Origin of the sequence: Micromonospora sp. C95, assembly GCF_018070465.1 — a bacterium.
GTDB lineage: Bacteria > Actinomycetota > Actinomycetes > Mycobacteriales > Micromonosporaceae > Micromonospora.
On the sequence record NZ_JAGPXT010000004.1, the window covers coordinates 196,599 to 211,745 of the forward strand.

Here is a 15,147-nt window from a genome sequence, read left to right on the forward strand (position 1 = left end):
GCGGGCGGGTGGTGTTCTCCGGGTAGCGTGCCGGGCATGATCGAACTGGTCGAGCGGCACACGGTGCTGGCCGTCGTGGTCGGCTCGCGGGCGTACGGGCTGCACGGCCCGGATTCCGACCACGACCGGCGCGGCGTGTACGTGGCACCGACCCGCGCCTTCTGGCGGCTGGAGAAGCCACCCACCCACCTCGACGGGCCGGCGGCGGAGCAGTTCTCCTGGGAGTTCGAACGCTTCTGCGAGCTGGCCCTGCAGAGCAACCCGACGGTGCTGGAGGTGCTCTGGTCCCCGCTTGTCGAGACGATCACCGAGGACGGGCGACAGTTGCTGGCCGCTCGGCGGGCGTTCCTGTCACGGCGGGTGGCCCAGACGTACGGCGGCTACGCCCGGGACCAGCTCGACCGGGTGGCGGCCCGCCGCGAACGTACCGGCGAGACGAACCACAAGCAGGCCATGCACATGATCCGACTGCTGATCGCCGGGGTCCACGTGCTGCGCACCGGCGAGATCCTGGTGGATGTACGGCACCTGCGTGACCGGCTGCTCGCGGTGCGCCGAGGCGAGCTGCCCTGGGAGTCGGTCACCGGTTGGGTCGAGGACCTGCAAGCGGAACTCGCCGACGCGGTCGCCACCACCACGCTGCCGGAACAACCCGACCGGGACGCCGTGGACCGACTGCTGACCGCCGTACGGGAGAGGAACCTGCGGTGACCGTCGACGTGCCGGCGTGGGCCGCGCCGCCAAAGCGGGAGGCCGAGCACGGGCCGCTGCCTGCCGGGGCCGCCGAACGACTCGCCGTCGACGTGCCGCGACTGCGCGCCGAGATGGAAGCGGCCCGGGACGCGACGTCGCTGCCCGACCAGCCCGATCCGGCCGCCGTGGACGCCCTGCACGACCTGGTCGTACGCACCCGCCTGGCCTGAGCCCGCCGGTTGGTCGTTGGTTGCGCGCAACTTCAGGGATGTTGCTGCCTCCGGCGCTGGTGAGGCAGCAGTTTCCCCGAAGTTGTGACGATCAAGCGATCCGGCTGGTCGAGAAGCGAGGGTGGGCGCAGTTGCGAGAGTCGGGGTTCGCGCCTGGTGCGGCACATGCGTGGCCGGGGCGGCGCGACCTCCACCGCGCAGATGCCCACCGACGCCCTGATGGCGCTGTTGCGCGGTGAGCGGTAAGGACGGGAGAAGTAACCCTTCCTTCCTTACCCGCGCAGCGAGCGGTAGAGGTCGAGGGTGCGGGCGGCGATCGCGTCCCAGGAGAAGTGTTCGACGGCGCGGTGCCGGCCGGCCCGGCCGAGCGCCGCCGCCCGCTCGGGGGCGGCGAGCAGTTCGTTCAGCCGGGCCGCCAGGTCGGCCTCGAAGCGTGCCGGGTCGACGGGCGTGCTGTCGGTGGCCTGCTCGATCGGGACGAGCAGGCCGGTCTCGCCGTCGGCGACCACCTCGGGGATGCCGCCGGTGGCGGTCGCCACCACCGCCGTCTCGCAGGCCATCGCCTCCAGGTTGACGATGCCCATCGGCTCGTACACCGACGGGCAGACGAAGATCGTCGCGTGGGTGAGCACCTGGATCACCTCGGACTTGGGCAGCATCTCCGCCACCCAGACCACCCCGGACCGGCCGGCCCGCAACTCGGCGACCAGGCCCTCCACCTCGGCGGCGATCTCCGGCGTGTCCGGCGCGCCGGCCAGCAGCACCAGCTGGGTGTCCGCCGGCAGCTCCCGGGCGGCCCGCAGCAGGTGCGGCAGGCCCTTCTGCCGGGTGATCCGCCCGACGTAGACCACGCTGGGCAGGGCCGGGTCGATGCCGAGTCGCGCCAGCACGTCGGTGCCCGGGTCCGGGGCGTACTGCGCGGTGTCGATGCCGTTGTAGATCACGTGCACCCGGTCCGGATCGACCGACGGGTACGCGGCCAGCACGTCCCGACGCATCCCCGCGCTGACCGCCACGATTGCGTCCGCCGACTCGTACGCGGTGCGCTCACACCACGAGGAGAGCGCGTAGCCGCCGCCGAGCTGCTCGGCCTTCCACGGTCGCAGCGGCTCCAGGCTGTGCGCGGTCACCACGTGCGGCACCCCGTACAGCAGCTTCGCGGTGTGCCCGGCCAGGTTGGCGTACCAGGTGTGGCTGTGCACCACGTCGGCACCGGCACACCCGGCGGCCATCTCCAGATCCACGCCCATGGTGCGCAGCGCGGCGTTCGCGCCGGTCAGGGCCGGCGGGTCGGCGTACGCCCGAACCCCCGGCTCGGTACGCGGCGCGCCGAAGCAGTGCACCCGCACGTCGGTGATCCGGCGCAGCTCCCGGGCCAGGTACTCGACGTGCACCCCGGCGCCCCCGTAGACCTCCGGCGGGTACTCCCGGGTCAGCAGGTCCACGCGCAGCCGTGCGGAGTCCGTCATGCCCGGCACCCTAGTGCAGAATCCGGCGCCGTACCCGGCGCGGAACTGTGCCCGTACGAGTGGTGAACCGGCAGCGGTATGGATAGCGTCTGTTCATGGCTGCCAAGGTGCTCGCGATCGTCCTGGCCGGCGGAGAGGGCAAGCGCCTGATGCCGTTGACCACGGACCGGGCCAAGCCGGCCGTCCCGTTCGGCGGGATGTACCGCATGGTCGACTTCGTCCTCTCCAACCTGGCCAACGCCGGCTATCTGAAGATCGTCGTGTTGACCCAGTACAAATCCCACTCCCTCGACCGGCACATCACCAAGACCTGGCGGATGTCGACGCTGCTCGGCAACTACGTCACCCCGGTGCCCGCGCAGCAGCGCCGTGGCCCCTGGTGGTTCGCCGGCTCCGCCGACGCGATCTACCAGAGCTTCAACCTGATCTACGACGAGCAACCCGACTACGTGATCGTCTTCGGTGCCGACCACATCTACCGGATGGACCCCCGGCAGATGGTGGAGGACCACATCGCCTCCGGTGCCGGGGTGACCGTCGCCGGCATCCGGCAGCCGCTGTCGACGGCCGACCAGTTCGGCGTCATCGAGGTCGGCGAGGACGGCCGACGGATCCGGGCCTTCCGGGAGAAGCCCACCGACGCCCTCGGCCTGCCCGACGCCCCCGACGAGATCTACGCCTCGATGGGCAACTACGTCTTCACCACCCGGGCGCTGATCGACGCGGTCGAACACGACGCCGACGACAAGACCAGCAAGCACGACATGGGCGGCAGCATCATCCCGATGCTGGTCGAGCGCGGCGAGGCAAACGTCTACGACTTCCGCGACAACGAGGTGCCCGGCAGCACCGACCGGGACCGCGGCTACTGGCGCGACGTGGGAACCCTCGACTCGTTCTACGACGCGCACATGGATCTGATCAACGTCCACCCGGTGTTCAACCTCTACAACTTCGACTGGCCGATCTACACCGAGCAGCCGCCGTTCCCGCCGGCCAAGTTCGTGCACCAGTGGGGGGAGCGGGTCGGCCGGGCGGTCGCCTCGATGGTCTCGCCCGGCGCGGTGATCTCCGGATCGCTTGTGGAGAACTCGGTCGTCTCGCCGAAGGTGAAGGTCCACTCCTGGGCCCACGTGGACGGCTCGGTACTCATGGAAGGTGTCGAGATCGGCCGGCACGCGGTGGTCCGCCGGGCCATCCTCGACAAGAACGTCTACGTGCCCGAGGGCGCCGAGATCGGAGTGGACCTGGAACGGGACCGGCAGCGCTACACGGTCTCCGACAACGGCATCGTGGTCATCGGCAAAGGACAGAAGGTGGAACCGTGAGCGCGAGGAGTGCAGCGCAGCGGAGCCCCGCAGTCGCGAACGAAAGGTCAATACAGCCGTGAGTGCTCATCCGCGTGCCGGGCAGCCGGCCGAGCCCGCCGACCTGGTCGACGTACCACGGCTGGTGACCGCCTACTACGCCGAGCATCCCGACCCGGCCGACCCGGCGCAGCAGGTCTCCTTCGGCACCTCCGGGCACCGCGGGTCGAGCCTGCGCAACGCCTTCAACTCCGACCACATCCTCGCCGTCACCCAGGCGCTCTGCGACTACCGCCGGGAACAGGGCATCGAAGGGCCGCTCTTCCTCGGCCGGGACACCCACGCGCTGTCCACCCCGGCGGCCGTGGACGCGCTGGAGGTGCTCGCCGCCAACGACGTCACCGTGCTGCTGGACAGCCGGGACGGCTATACCCCCACCCCGGCGGTCTCGCACGCCATCCTCACCCACAACCGGGGGCGCACCAGCGCGCTCGCCGACGGCATCGTGATCACCCCGTCGCACAACCCGCCCGACGACGGCGGTTTCAAGTACAACCCCACCCACGGCGGGCCGGCCGACTCCGACGTCACGAAGTGGATCCAGGACCGCGCGAACGCGATCCTCGCCGCCGGGCTCAAGGAGGTACGCCGCATCCCGTACGCGCGGGCCCGCGCCGCCGACACCACCGACACGTACGACTTCCTGGGCCGCTACGTCGACGACCTGCCGGCGGTGCTCGACCTCGACGCGGTCCGTGCCGCCGGGGTGCGCATCGGCGCCGATCCGCTCGGCGGCGCCAGCGTCGACTACTGGGGCGAGATCGCCGACCGGCACCGCCTCGACCTGACCGTCGTCAACCCGACGGTCGACCCGACCTGGCGGTTCATGACCCTCGACGGCGACGGCAAGATCCGGATGGACTGCTCCTCGCCGAACGCGATGGCCTCGCTCATCGCCCGGCGCGCCGAGTACCAGGTGGCCACCGGGAACGACGCCGACGCCGACCGGCACGGCATCGTCACCCCCGACGCCGGGCTGATGAACCCCAACCACTACCTCGCCGTCGCCATCGCCCACCTGTTCCGTACCCGTGGGAACTGGGGCCGGGACGCGGCGGTCGGCAAGACCCTGGTCTCCTCCTCGATGATCGACCGGGTGGCCGCCGACCTCGGCCGACCGCTGCTGGAGGTGCCGGTCGGCTTCAAGTGGTTCGTACCCGGCCTGCTGGACGGCACGGTCGGCTTCGGCGGCGAGGAGAGCGCCGGCGCGTCCTTCCTGCGCCGCGACGGCGGCACCTGGACCACCGACAAGGACGGCATCCTGCTCTGCCTGCTCGCCGCCGAGATCATCGGCAGCACCGGGCGTACCCCGAGCGAGCACTGGGCCGACCTGGCCGCCCGCTTCGGCGCACCCGCGTACGCCCGCATCGACGCACCCGCCACCCGGGAGCAGAAGGCCGTGCTCGGCAAGCTCTCCCCGGAACAGGTGAAGGCGACCGAGCTGGCCGGTGAGCCGATCACCGCCACGCTTACCACCGCCCCCGGCAATGGCGCGCCGATCGGCGGGCTGAAGGTGACGACGGAGAGCGGCTGGTTCGCCGCCCGCCCGTCCGGCACCGAGGACGTCTACAAGATCTACGCCGAGTCCTTCCAGGGCCCCGACCACCTGGCCCGGGTGCAGCAGGAGGCCCAGGCCCTGGTCACCGACGTCCTCGACAACGCCTGACACGGCGGCGGAGCGGGTGCCCGGGTGTGGTGACGGTGAGTGACCCCACCCGGGACGCCGCTGTCACGATCCGGCGGGGCCGATGGACGTGGGGCGGAAGGTGTGTTCCCGACCGCAGTAGTCCGGCCTGATGCTGGGCCCGTCGAGAGACGTCCGGCAGACCTGAATGGTCACCCGGTCGATGCCCAGCACGGAGGCGTTGGAGCCGAGCACGAAGTCAAACCTCACCACTCCGTTGTCGACCCGCTGAGCTGCCTGGTCGACGGGGCGTTCGCCCGCGTACGCGATGTAGGTCGCAGTGGTGTAGCGACGGTCGTCGCGGCACGTGATCGGCTCGTTGGCACTGGGCCGGTCAACGACGACTCCGGTCAGCCGTGCCGCGCTGGTGGGCGCCGTGGAGCGCCATTCGAGCACGCCTTCGGTGTAGCCGTAGGTGCAGTTGTCTCCGGAGGGGACGGAAAAACGCTGGTAGATCGGGCTGGCGGCGGCGCTGCTGGCCAGGACGGTGGTGGCGAGAAGCGCGGCGGCGAGGACGGTCACCGCCCGCAGGAATGCGCGGGTCATCTGCTTCCTTCCAGGCTGCTCGGGGTGCGGTGTGGCGAGTCAGGCTCCGACGGTCGCGGCCGTCGGAGCCTGACTGGGACGGGCCACCGGCACCGGGTACGAATTGAGTGAAGTATATCGATGGATAGGGGAGACCGGCAGACTCAGGTTGTCGGTGAGAGGCCGGACCGCCGTACCGGAGTCGTTCAGTCGCGGCCTGGCGGTGTGGTCGTGGTCAGCGGGCGAGTGGTATGCCGGCCTTCTGGTTGGGTGTGGCGGGGAGGGTGCCGCAGAGTCGGGCGAGCTGGTCGATGACTTTGGCGGGATCGTCGAACGGATCCAGTCCGCTGACCTCCAGGGGGTCCAGCACCGGCACCCGCACGTGCGAGATCAGCGGATGCAACGGACGATGATCGGACTCGCCGCTGCCCAGCAGATCCTCGTGCAGCTTTTCACCGGGCCGCAGCCCGGTGTAGATGATCTCCACTGCGCTGGCGGCCCGTGCCACCATCCGGCGTGCGATGTCGTCGATGCGTACCGGTTCGCCCATGTCGAGCACCAGGGCTTCGCCGTCGCGGCCGATGTTGGCTGCCTGGAGGACCAGGTGTACGGCTTCCTGCACCGTCATCAAATACCGGGTCACGTCGGGGTGGGTGACGGTCAGCGGCTGCCCGGCCTCGATCTGTCGTTGGAAGGCGGTCACCACCGAGCCGCGGCTGCTGAGCACGTTGCCGAACCGGACGCTGAGGAAGGTGCCCGGGTAGGTCGCCGCGGCGTGCGCGGTCAGCATCTCGGTGATGCGTTTCGAGTAGCCCAGCACGCTTATCGGATCGGCGGCCTTGTCGGTGGAGATGTTCACGAACCGGGCCACGTCGCGGCAGGCGTCCAGCACGGTGAGGGTGCCCCAGACGTTGGTCTTGATTGCCTCGCCGGGGTGTCGCTCCAGCAGCGTCAGATGCTTCAGGGCTGCGGCGTGGAAGACGATCTCGGGACGGCGCTGCCGCATGATGCGCCGGACACCCTCGTCGTCGCGCAGGTCGGCGAGGATCAGTTCGGGGCCGTCCAGCAGCGCCCGACCGGTGAGCGACATCTGGAGGCCGTGCAGGGCCGACTCGTCCCGGTCCAGCATCATCAGTTCGCCCGGGTTGGCCCGCATGATCTGCCGGCACAGTTCCGAGCCGATCGAGCCACCGGCCCCGGTGACCAGGACACGTCGGTTGGTGAGTCCGTTGTCGTCCAGGGTCAGGTCGTCGGTGACCTGGCGTCGACCGAGCAGATCACTGATCTGCACATCGCGTACGTCCCGGACGGTGATGCGGTGGTCCACCAGATCCCGTACCGGTGGAAGGATCTTGAATGCGGCGCCGGTGCGGAGAGTGGCCTCCCGGATCTCACGAATCAACGTGGCGTCGGCATTGGCCACGGAGAAGATCAACGCGCTGGCGCCGGTACGGCTGATGGCCCTGGCAATGTCGCTCCGGCCACCAAGTACCGGGACGCCGGCGATGCGCAGGTCCTGCTTGTCCGGGTCATCGTCGAGCGCGCCGACGGGCAGGTAGCGGCCCCTCGGGTCGCCGAGCATCGCGCGTACGAGCCCTTGGCCGGCCTCGCCGAGGCCGAAGAGCAGCACCGGGGTCGCCGAACGCGCGTCCGGACGCATGGCCCGATCCCTGCGGTGCCGATGCAGCAACCGGCAACTGAGCATCAGCAACAGCGCCAGGGCGCCGCCCACCACCGGTGTGCTGGCGGGGATCGGGCGTTCGTCGAGCGTCAGCAGGGCGACCAGCACCACGGCGGCTGTGGTGGCGGTGGTGCCCGCGAGGCCACGGACCTCCTCGACGCTGCCGAGCGGCTGCCGACCCGAGTAGACCCGGCGCAACGCGCTCACCCCGACATGCAGCATGGCGGCGGCGCCACCGAGCATCACCGCGTTGACAGCCTGATCGATGGTGAGGATCTGTTCGTATCTGGCCCAACCGGCGACAGTGAATCCTCCGACCCAGGCGAGCGCGTCGGCAACGAGAAAGACGGTGGTACGACGGCTGCTCGCCCTGATCCGGACGGTGGCCCTGGACGGCTTCGGCTGGACATGCTCAATTTCCGGCGGCATGTACAAACTCCCTGTCATGTCCGTGGCTGATGATGACCTACGGCAGGTCAGGGCCACGCACGTCCCCTAACTCCTTATCGGATGTGCGCCCAGGCAATTCGGGTTTTCACATTTCTGTGGCCGGTTGTCGATCGGTTCGATACTGAAACTCAAACGCCGCGCGCAATTTCAGTAAAGGATTCATTTTTGGTGAATGCGACGACTCTCGCGACGGTGCGTTGTCGCGGCTAGCGCGGTGGAGGCTGTTCGCGGCGGCCGAGTTGGCGGCGCAACTTCTCCGGGAGCAGCTCGCGGAGCTGTTCCGGCAGCAGCGGCAGGTCGAGCAGGCTCAGCTTGAGCTGGCTGCGTTCCTGGTAGCGGGCCGGGTCGAGGCGGACCACCAGACCCGCGTCGGGGCGGAAACTGATGTCCACCGCGCCCGAGGTCGACCCGTCCCGGATGACCTGGCCGTCCACCTCCACGGCGACCGGCGCGGAACCGGGTCGCAGTTCGAGGCGGACCTGTTCCTCGGGGGAGAGCACCACCGACCGGGAGATACCGGACATCGGCGCGCTCGGGGTGACCACCACGGCGCGGGTCGCGGGAGAGATCAGCGGCCCGCCGGCGGCGTAACTGTAGGCGGTCGACCCGCTGGGGGTGCTCACCACAAGCGCGTCACAGCGGTAGTAGCCGTACTGCTGCCCGTCCACCGCCAGGGTCGCGCTGACGAAACCCTGACCGGGGCGGCGGATCAGCGCGATGTCGTTGAACGCGACCACGTCGTCGCCGCACACGTCGCAGGCCAGGCAACTGTGCGACTCGACGGTGTACGCACCGGCCAGCAGCCGGTCCAGCGCCGCCGGTAGCTCCGGCGGCTCCACCTCCACCAGAAACCCCAACTTCCCCAGGTGTACGCCGAGCACCGGCTTCGGATCCGGTACGGCCGCCCGCAGCGCGCCCAGCATCGTGCCGTCCCCGCCGATGCTGACCAGCACGTCCGACCCGGCGGTGAGCTGTGCCTCCGGCACCGGGCGGACGGCCTCCGGCACCCGCTGCCGGTCCTGCTCGCGTACCGTCAGGGCCACCTGGTGCCGCGCGGCCCAGGCGGCGATGGTGTCCACCACTGGCGACACGTCCCGGGTGGGGTGCAGCACCAGCCCGAGCCGGATGCGGTCCATACCCACAGCTCATCACAGTCGGCGCGCCCCGCAGGCCGGTACGCGGCAAGGCGCGCCGACGGTGTCCCCACCGCCGACGCGCCCTGGACCGCCGCTACCGGCGCGGTCGGCCGGTCAGCTGGGTGAGCGACCGGGCGACCAGTTCGTCGCGGGCCGCCGGAGCCAACCCCTCCAGCCCGAAGCCCAGGTAGACGGTGTCCGGGGTGACCACCACCGACCCCTCCTCGAACGCCTGCTGACTACGCGACCAGTCGTTGGCCGCCGGGGCGGACCCGGCCGGCGGACCGGCCACCGTCCAGCCACCGAGGTCCGTCTCGAACGACGTCTCGGCGACGGTGGCCCCGTCGACGACGATCCGGGTGTCGTCGACGAACAGGCCGAGGCCCTGGGTGGCCCAGTCGCTGGCGTAGCTGATGGACACCTCCACCTGCTGGCCCGCGTACCCGGACAGGTCGGCCACGAACTCCTTCCAGCCGTTGGAGCTGCCGGTCGCCGCGTGCCACTGGCCGGTGCTGCCGGTCGGTGAACAGTCCGCGCCCTGGTAGTGGGCGAGGAACGGGTGCAGTTGAGCCACCCAGCCGGAGGCGCAGCTGTCGCCGGTCTCCTGGGTGGTCAGGCCCCCGGTGTCCGGCAGCGTGGTCCAGTCGTCGGTGCCGACCGCACGGGCCTCGACGAACATGAAGTCCCAGTTCGTCTCGATGTCGAACGAGGTGAAGAAGCGCAGCTCGGCGCTGCTCGCCCCGGTCAGGTCGACGGTTTGGGTGAGCCGCTTGTACGACTCGTCGGACTGCCCGCTGAACAGGTACCACTCGCCCGTACGCGGGTCGAAAGGTGCCCCGCCCGGCCGCCCCCAGCCCACCGGAGCGGAGCTGGCGAACTGCGGGAACTGCGTCGGCGGCAGGAAACTCGACGTGGTCAGGAAGGACGCGGTGTGGTCCTGATTGCCCGCCGAGCCGTCGGCGTTCAGCGTGCCGGTGAACCCCGCGAACCGGCCCGCGTCGCCGACGACCGGGTACGGCTGCCCGTCCGGCGACGTGCCGCCGTCACTGACGTAGTTGTACGCCCCCAGCCAGTACTGCTGGAAGTCGTTGAGCAGCGGCAGGCAGGTCGGGTCGTTCGCGTCGGTGCACTCCGGCGGGGCGTCCGGCAGGTAGCCGTACGAACCGTTCGCCGCCTGGGCGTAGAGCGCGTACTTGCCGCTGACCAGCAGCTTGCCGCCCTCGTTGAGGTAGTCCCGGACGGACAGCTCGATGTCCACCGCCGCCTTCGCCACCGTGCCCGGCACCTGACCCGGCTCGCGCAGGATGATGTCGTCACCGGTCTCCCAGACCACCGCCTCGTAGTGCGACAGCACGCCCAGGTGGTGCGGCGTGGTACGCCCCATCGCGTCGAAGTCGTACACGTCGCTGCTGCGCCCGGCCGCCTTCAGCGAGGCGGCGATCTCGTCGGCGTACTTCGCGGTGGTGGAGTCCTGGGCAGGGCTGATGCCGGTGACGTCCTCCACCGCCAGCACCAGCACGTCCCCGCCGATGTCGTCGTGCACCCGGTAGGTGAAGCGCTCGCTGCTGACCTTGCCCCGGCCCGGTCTGGTCGCGGTGAACCAGACCCGCACCCGGTCGCCGGGCCGGGCACCGGTGACCTTGCCACGCAGTTCGGCGAAGTAGTCGTCGTGGGTGTCGCCGTAGCGTTCACCGCCGCGCCACTCGCGGACCCGGGTGGACTTCGCCCGGCCCCCGTTGATCGACCAGTTCAGCTTGACGTTCTTCAGCGAGCGCCGGGTGATCGCGGCGACCTGCTGGTTCCGGCCGTACGACACGTCGAAGGCGTCCACCACGAAGTCCGGGGTGGTGCGGCCGAGCACCGAGACCGGGTCGTCCGGCCGCTGGGCCGACTTCGCCACCGACAGCGCGAACGGAATGTTCTTGGCCACCTCGGCGGCGATCAGCTTCTCGTCGTCGGGGAAGGTGAAGATGCTGACGCAGTCCTCCGGCAGCCACTGGTCGTCCGGGTCGGAATCGGCCGCCGCCTGGCAGGTGGACATCTCCGGGGTGAAGCCCAGGGTGCCGTAGCGCACGGTGGCGTGGCTGTCCGTGTCGCCGTTGGTGGTGTACAGCTCGGCGGAGATGTCCGGGTCGTAGCCGGGCACCGCGGGGTTGGCGTCGTCGCCGACCATCGCCTCGTAGATCACGTCGTCCGGGGTCGGCGTGGCCACCTGCCAGCCGACGCCGTACAGCAGCAACTGGGCGGCCGAGTGGTAGTTGACGAAGAACTCGAACCCGATCCGCTTGAACAGGCCGTCGAGCGCCTTCGTCTCCGGCTCAGAGTTCGGACCGGGGCCGCGGTAGGTGTCGCTGGCCGGATCCGGCGAGGACCCCTCGTTGTCGTAGCCCCACCGGTAGCCGAAGTTGCGGTTCAGGTCGACGCCGTCGGCCCCGGTGACCTGGCCGTCGCCGTTGTTGTCGCGCAGGTTCTTGCGCCACAGCCGGTTGCCCGGCGTGAAGGTGTGGTCGTAGCCGTCCGGGTTCAACACCGGGATGAACCACAGCTCGGTGGTGTCCACCAGCCGGGTGATCTCCCGATCGGAGCCGTAGCTGGTCAGCACGTGGTGCATCAACCGGCGGGTCATCTCCGGCGTGATCCACTCCCGGGCGTGCTGGGTGCCGCCGTAGAGCACCGCCGGCCGCTTGCCGTCCTTGACCTTCGTCGCGTTCTTGGTGACCTTGATCGCGAGAATCGGCTTGCCCTGGGCCGACCGACCGATGCTCTGCACCTTGGTCAGCTTCGGATAACGGGCCGCAGTCGCGGTGATCTCGTCGCGGATGCCGCCAGGCTCGCTGTACGACCGGAAGGCCCGCCACCCCGCCGCGCTCTGCTCCCGCAGCACCCGCGAGGCGTCCTTGCCGCGTACCTTCTTGACCTCCAGATCGACACCCTTGCGGGCCAGCCGGTCGGCCTGCGCCCGGCTGAGCACCGTCTCGATCTCCGTCTTGCCGGACCGGTCGGGCGTCGATCCGTGCCCGACATCGACACCGGCCTCTCGCAACTGGTGCAGCTGCGCGGGATCGACCGTGCCGACATACACCTCCATGCCGTCGCCACCGCCCGGGTCGGACGGCGGCCGTGCGCTCGCCGGTGCGGTAAGCACCAGCGCACCGACCAGAGTGAACACGCCGGCGATCGCCAGCGGTGTGCGCCTCATCCTGCCCCCTAGGGATGGAAGGGTTCGTTGGCGCGAGCCTTGCCGTCCCTCGAAAGCATGTCAATGCGTCAATCAGACGGTCGCGGTGCCTACTCCGCCCGCGAAAACGAGCCTTCCGCCCCAGCGGACTTACCGCTCAGGGGGGCACCATGCCCGGTAGTCTCCAGCCGAACCGTGTCCTCGGCGCTAGGTCCTGGCAGCCGCGGATGCCGACCACGCGCCAACCACCGCCTGCGCATCTGCTGCGTTCCGTCAACCGCTTCGAGTAGTACCTGTTCCAGGCGGTTGAACAGCAGATCCCGGTCGAACTCGGTCTCGGCCAGCCGTCGCGCGGCACTGCGGGCGGCAGCGACCCGGCGCTCGTCGGCCAGGAAGTCGCCGACGAGCCGGCCGGCCTTCGCCGGATCGTCGGCGGGAAGAACCAGACCGGCTCCAGAGCGCCGGAGCGTGTCGGCCAGCCAGCCCTCATGGTTGATTCCTACCGGCCGTCCCGCGGCGAAGCCATCGAAGACCTTGTTCGGTGAGGTCGCGTGCATCGAGGGATTGTCTCGAACAACCGAAAGCGCGAGGTCGGCGGCACCGAACATGGACACGACCGCGGATTTCGGTATCTGGTTGAGCATGAAGAGATTTCGATCCAGTACGCCCAGTGTCCGTGAGAGTTCGCGAATCTTCTGCTCCTCGGCTCCGGTGCCGACGATTGCCACCCGGATCTCGGGCTGGAGATCCCGCAGTGCCGCCGCCATCCTCACCACGTAGCTGACGTCGTTGGCAAAGCCGAGCGTACCGGCGTAGAGGACCAGCGGCCGGTGTTGCAACCACGGCGTGACCTTCCGGAGCGCGGTGCCGGCGTCGTCCGCCGGGGCGAACAGTGCTCGGTCGCAGCCGTTGGGGATGACCGTCACGGACATCTCTGGGAACCGTCGTGTGATGCTGTCGGCCATCCCCGGTGACAACGCGATGATCCGCTCGGCGCTGCGGTAGGCCCAGCCTTCCAGCATGCCTGCGGCTCCCCGTGTAACCGGTGAGCGCAGCACGTTGAGCGCGATTGGGACCTCCGGCCACACATCGCGTATCTCCAGCACCATGGGGACGCGGCGACGTCGCGCCGAGTAAATCCCTGGGATAGCGATCGTCAGTGGCGTGCTCGTAGCGAAGACGACATCCTGTTGCAGGGCAGCGGCCCGTGACGCTGCCACTCGGGCGAACCGTCCGAATGCCGATACACGGTCCCGAAAACCCATCGCGTTCTGGTACGGCACCGAGGCCCAGTGCACGACCGCCCCTGCCTCCACGGACGTGCGCCAGACAACGGCGGAGCGGCCCGGGACCGCCTCCGTGTCACTGGTGATCACGTGGACCTCATGCCCACGGTCGACGAGCCGGCGGGCGAATTCATAGGACCGGGTAATGCCGCTCATTTCCGGTGTCTTGAAGTACTGGTGCAGGTAGACAATCTTCACGTTCGTTCCTCTCGAATCTGAGGTGAGCGTTGTTGTCGCAGCCCTGGTAGCGGCCCGGTGCCTTTGACCGATCGGGTGCGTGGCCTCGCGGCGAGGAAAACCTCTCAGATTGCCGGGCGGGAATCTGAGCAGGGGAACGTGGGGCGGCGGCCAGTGCCGAGGGACAGCAGGCTCATGCTGGTACGGTGGATAGAGCGGCACCCTTCAGCGGCTCCCACCACGCCCGATTGTCCCGGTACCACTGCACGGTCTCCGCCAGCCCACGCTCAATATCGATGCTGGGGTCGTAACCCAGTTCGTTCCTGATCTTGCTGATGTTGAGGGCGTAGCGGCGGTCGTGGCCCTTGCGGTCCGGGACCGGCACGACGCGGTCCCACCCGGCGTCGCAGGCTACCAACAGCCGGCCAGTGAGTTCCTTGTTGGTGAAATCGGTGCCGCCACCGATGTTGTAGACCTCGCCCGCGCGGCCCTTCTCCTGCACCAACGCGATCCCGACGCAGTGGTCGTGTACGTGAAGCCAGTCTCGGATGTTGCCGCCGTCGCCGTAGAGCGGCACGGTGCCGCCGAGGAGCAGATTGGTGACGAATAGAGGAATGATTTTCTCCGGGAACTGGTAGGGCCCGTAGTTGTTCGAGCAGCGGGTGACCACCACGTCCAAGCCGTGCGTGCGATGGTAGGCCAGCGCGAGTAGATCCGAGCCGGCTTTGGAAGCCGAGTACGGTGAATTCGGTGCCAGCGGCCACCCCTCGGTCCACGAGCCCTTGTCAATGGAGCCGTACACCTCGTCGGTCGAGACGTGCACGAAGCGGCGGGTGCCGTGTCGGAGCGCGGCGTCGAGCAGGTTCTGAGTGCCGTGCACGTTTGTGGTGACGAACGGGGCGGCGCCGGCGATGGAGCGGTCCACGTGAGATTCGGCGGCGAAGTGCACAATTACGTCGTGACCCGGAACGACCTCGTTGACGACGGCGAGGTCGCAGATGTCCCCCCGTACGAAACGCAACCGAGGGTCGGCGCGCACCGAGGCGAGGTTCTGCAGGTTTCCTGAATAGGTCAGCTTGTCGAGTACCGTGATCGCGATTGGCTCGATTTGTGGGTCGGTCGGTCCGGTGCTGCCTGGCGCTTTCAACAGCATGCGTACGTACTCGGACCCGACGAATCCGGCGCCGCCAGTGACGAGAATCCTCACAAGTTGGGAAGCCTACCTCACCCTCGGTGGTTTTAACGGCATCTGGCCACTTTAGCCTCAGCTA

At 69.2% G+C, this 15,147-nt stretch carries 11 protein-coding genes; 4 read left to right on the plus strand and 7 right to left on the minus strand.

Annotated features, from left to right (window positions below; translation table 11 throughout):
• The first annotated feature begins 36 nt into the window (after positions 1-36).
• The gene (locus KBX00_RS07135; RefSeq protein ID WP_210824471.1) at positions 37-711 is read left to right on the plus strand and encodes a DNA polymerase beta superfamily protein; all 675 of its coding nucleotides are present in this window, start codon (positions 37-39) and stop codon (positions 709-711) included.
• Positions 708-923 (plus strand): hypothetical protein, encoded by a 216-nt coding sequence (locus KBX00_RS07140; RefSeq protein WP_301547479.1) that lies wholly within the window; start codon positions 708-710, stop codon positions 921-923. The genes KBX00_RS07135 and KBX00_RS07140 overlap by 4 nt, the downstream gene beginning before the upstream one ends.
• 272 nt (positions 924-1,195) lie before the next feature.
• Here the strand turns inward: KBX00_RS07140 and glgA are convergent, their stop codons facing one another.
• Positions 1,196-2,392, minus strand: coding sequence for a glycogen synthase (gene glgA, locus KBX00_RS07145; protein ID WP_301547480.1), 1,197 nt, complete (start codon positions 2,390-2,392; stop codon positions 1,196-1,198).
• A 95-nt stretch (positions 2,393-2,487) separates the two neighbouring features.
• Between glgA and glgC the strand changes: the two genes are divergently transcribed.
• Positions 2,488-3,720, plus strand: a complete 1,233-nt coding sequence (glgC, locus tag KBX00_RS07150; RefSeq protein WP_210824473.1) for a glucose-1-phosphate adenylyltransferase — start codon at positions 2,488-2,490, stop codon at positions 3,718-3,720.
• Between the two features lie 58 nt (positions 3,721-3,778).
• Positions 3,779-5,425 carry a phosphoglucomutase (alpha-D-glucose-1,6-bisphosphate-dependent) gene (pgm, locus tag KBX00_RS07155; RefSeq protein ID WP_210824475.1) on the plus strand — a complete coding sequence of 549 codons (1,647 nt, stop codon included), beginning with the start codon at positions 3,779-3,781 and terminating at the stop codon, positions 5,423-5,425.
• Between the two features lie 63 nt (positions 5,426-5,488).
• Here pgm and KBX00_RS07160 read toward each other — a convergent pair whose 3' ends face one another.
• The 6 genes from KBX00_RS07160 to rfbB form a co-directional block, all read right to left on the minus strand.
• Positions 5,489-5,989, minus strand: a complete 501-nt coding sequence (locus tag KBX00_RS07160; RefSeq protein ID WP_210824478.1) for a hypothetical protein — start codon at positions 5,987-5,989, stop codon at positions 5,489-5,491.
• 214 nt (positions 5,990-6,203) lie between these two features.
• The gene (locus tag KBX00_RS07165) at positions 6,204-8,078 is read right to left on the minus strand and encodes a nucleoside-diphosphate sugar epimerase/dehydratase (protein WP_210824486.1); all 1,875 of its coding nucleotides are present in this window, start codon (positions 8,076-8,078) and stop codon (positions 6,204-6,206) included.
• A gap of 227 nt (positions 8,079-8,305) precedes the next feature.
• Positions 8,306-9,235: an NAD(+)/NADH kinase gene (locus tag KBX00_RS07170; protein WP_210824488.1), complete on the minus strand. Its 930-nt coding sequence runs from the start codon at positions 9,233-9,235 to the stop codon at positions 8,306-8,308.
• 94 nt (positions 9,236-9,329) lie between these two features.
• Entirely contained in the window at positions 9,330-12,434 is a 3,105-nt protein-coding gene (locus KBX00_RS07175; RefSeq protein ID WP_210824490.1) for a M14 family metallopeptidase, read from the minus strand.
• An 89-nt stretch (positions 12,435-12,523) separates the two neighbouring features.
• Positions 12,524-13,897, minus strand: coding sequence for a glycosyltransferase family 4 protein (locus tag KBX00_RS07180; protein WP_210824492.1), 1,374 nt, complete (start codon positions 13,895-13,897; stop codon positions 12,524-12,526).
• A 172-nt stretch (positions 13,898-14,069) separates the two neighbouring features.
• The gene (gene rfbB, locus KBX00_RS07185) at positions 14,070-15,083 is read right to left on the minus strand and encodes a dTDP-glucose 4,6-dehydratase (protein ID WP_210824494.1); all 1,014 of its coding nucleotides are present in this window, start codon (positions 15,081-15,083) and stop codon (positions 14,070-14,072) included.
• Positions 15,084-15,147: the final 64 nt, after the last annotated feature.

Bases quoted from the DNA above. Each gene is read 5' to 3' on its own strand.
- KBX00_RS07135 (WP_210824471.1), top strand. From the start codon at position 37: ATGATCGAACTGGTCGAGCGGCACACGGTGCTGGCCGTCGTGGTCGGC.
- glgA (WP_301547480.1), bottom strand. From the start codon at position 2,392: ATGACGGACTCCGCACGGCTGCGCGTGGACCTGCTGACCCGGGAGTAC.
- glgC (WP_210824473.1), top strand. From the start codon at position 2,488: ATGGCTGCCAAGGTGCTCGCGATCGTCCTGGCCGGCGGAGAGGGCAAG.
- KBX00_RS07160 (WP_210824478.1), bottom strand. From the start codon at position 5,989: ATGACCCGCGCATTCCTGCGGGCGGTGACCGTCCTCGCCGCCGCGCTT.
- KBX00_RS07165 (WP_210824486.1), bottom strand. From the start codon at position 8,078: ATGCCGCCGGAAATTGAGCATGTCCAGCCGAAGCCGTCCAGGGCCACC.
- KBX00_RS07170 (WP_210824488.1), bottom strand. From the start codon at position 9,235: ATGGACCGCATCCGGCTCGGGCTGGTGCTGCACCCCACCCGGGACGTG.
- KBX00_RS07175 (WP_210824490.1), bottom strand. From the start codon at position 12,434: ATGAGGCGCACACCGCTGGCGATCGCCGGCGTGTTCACTCTGGTCGGT.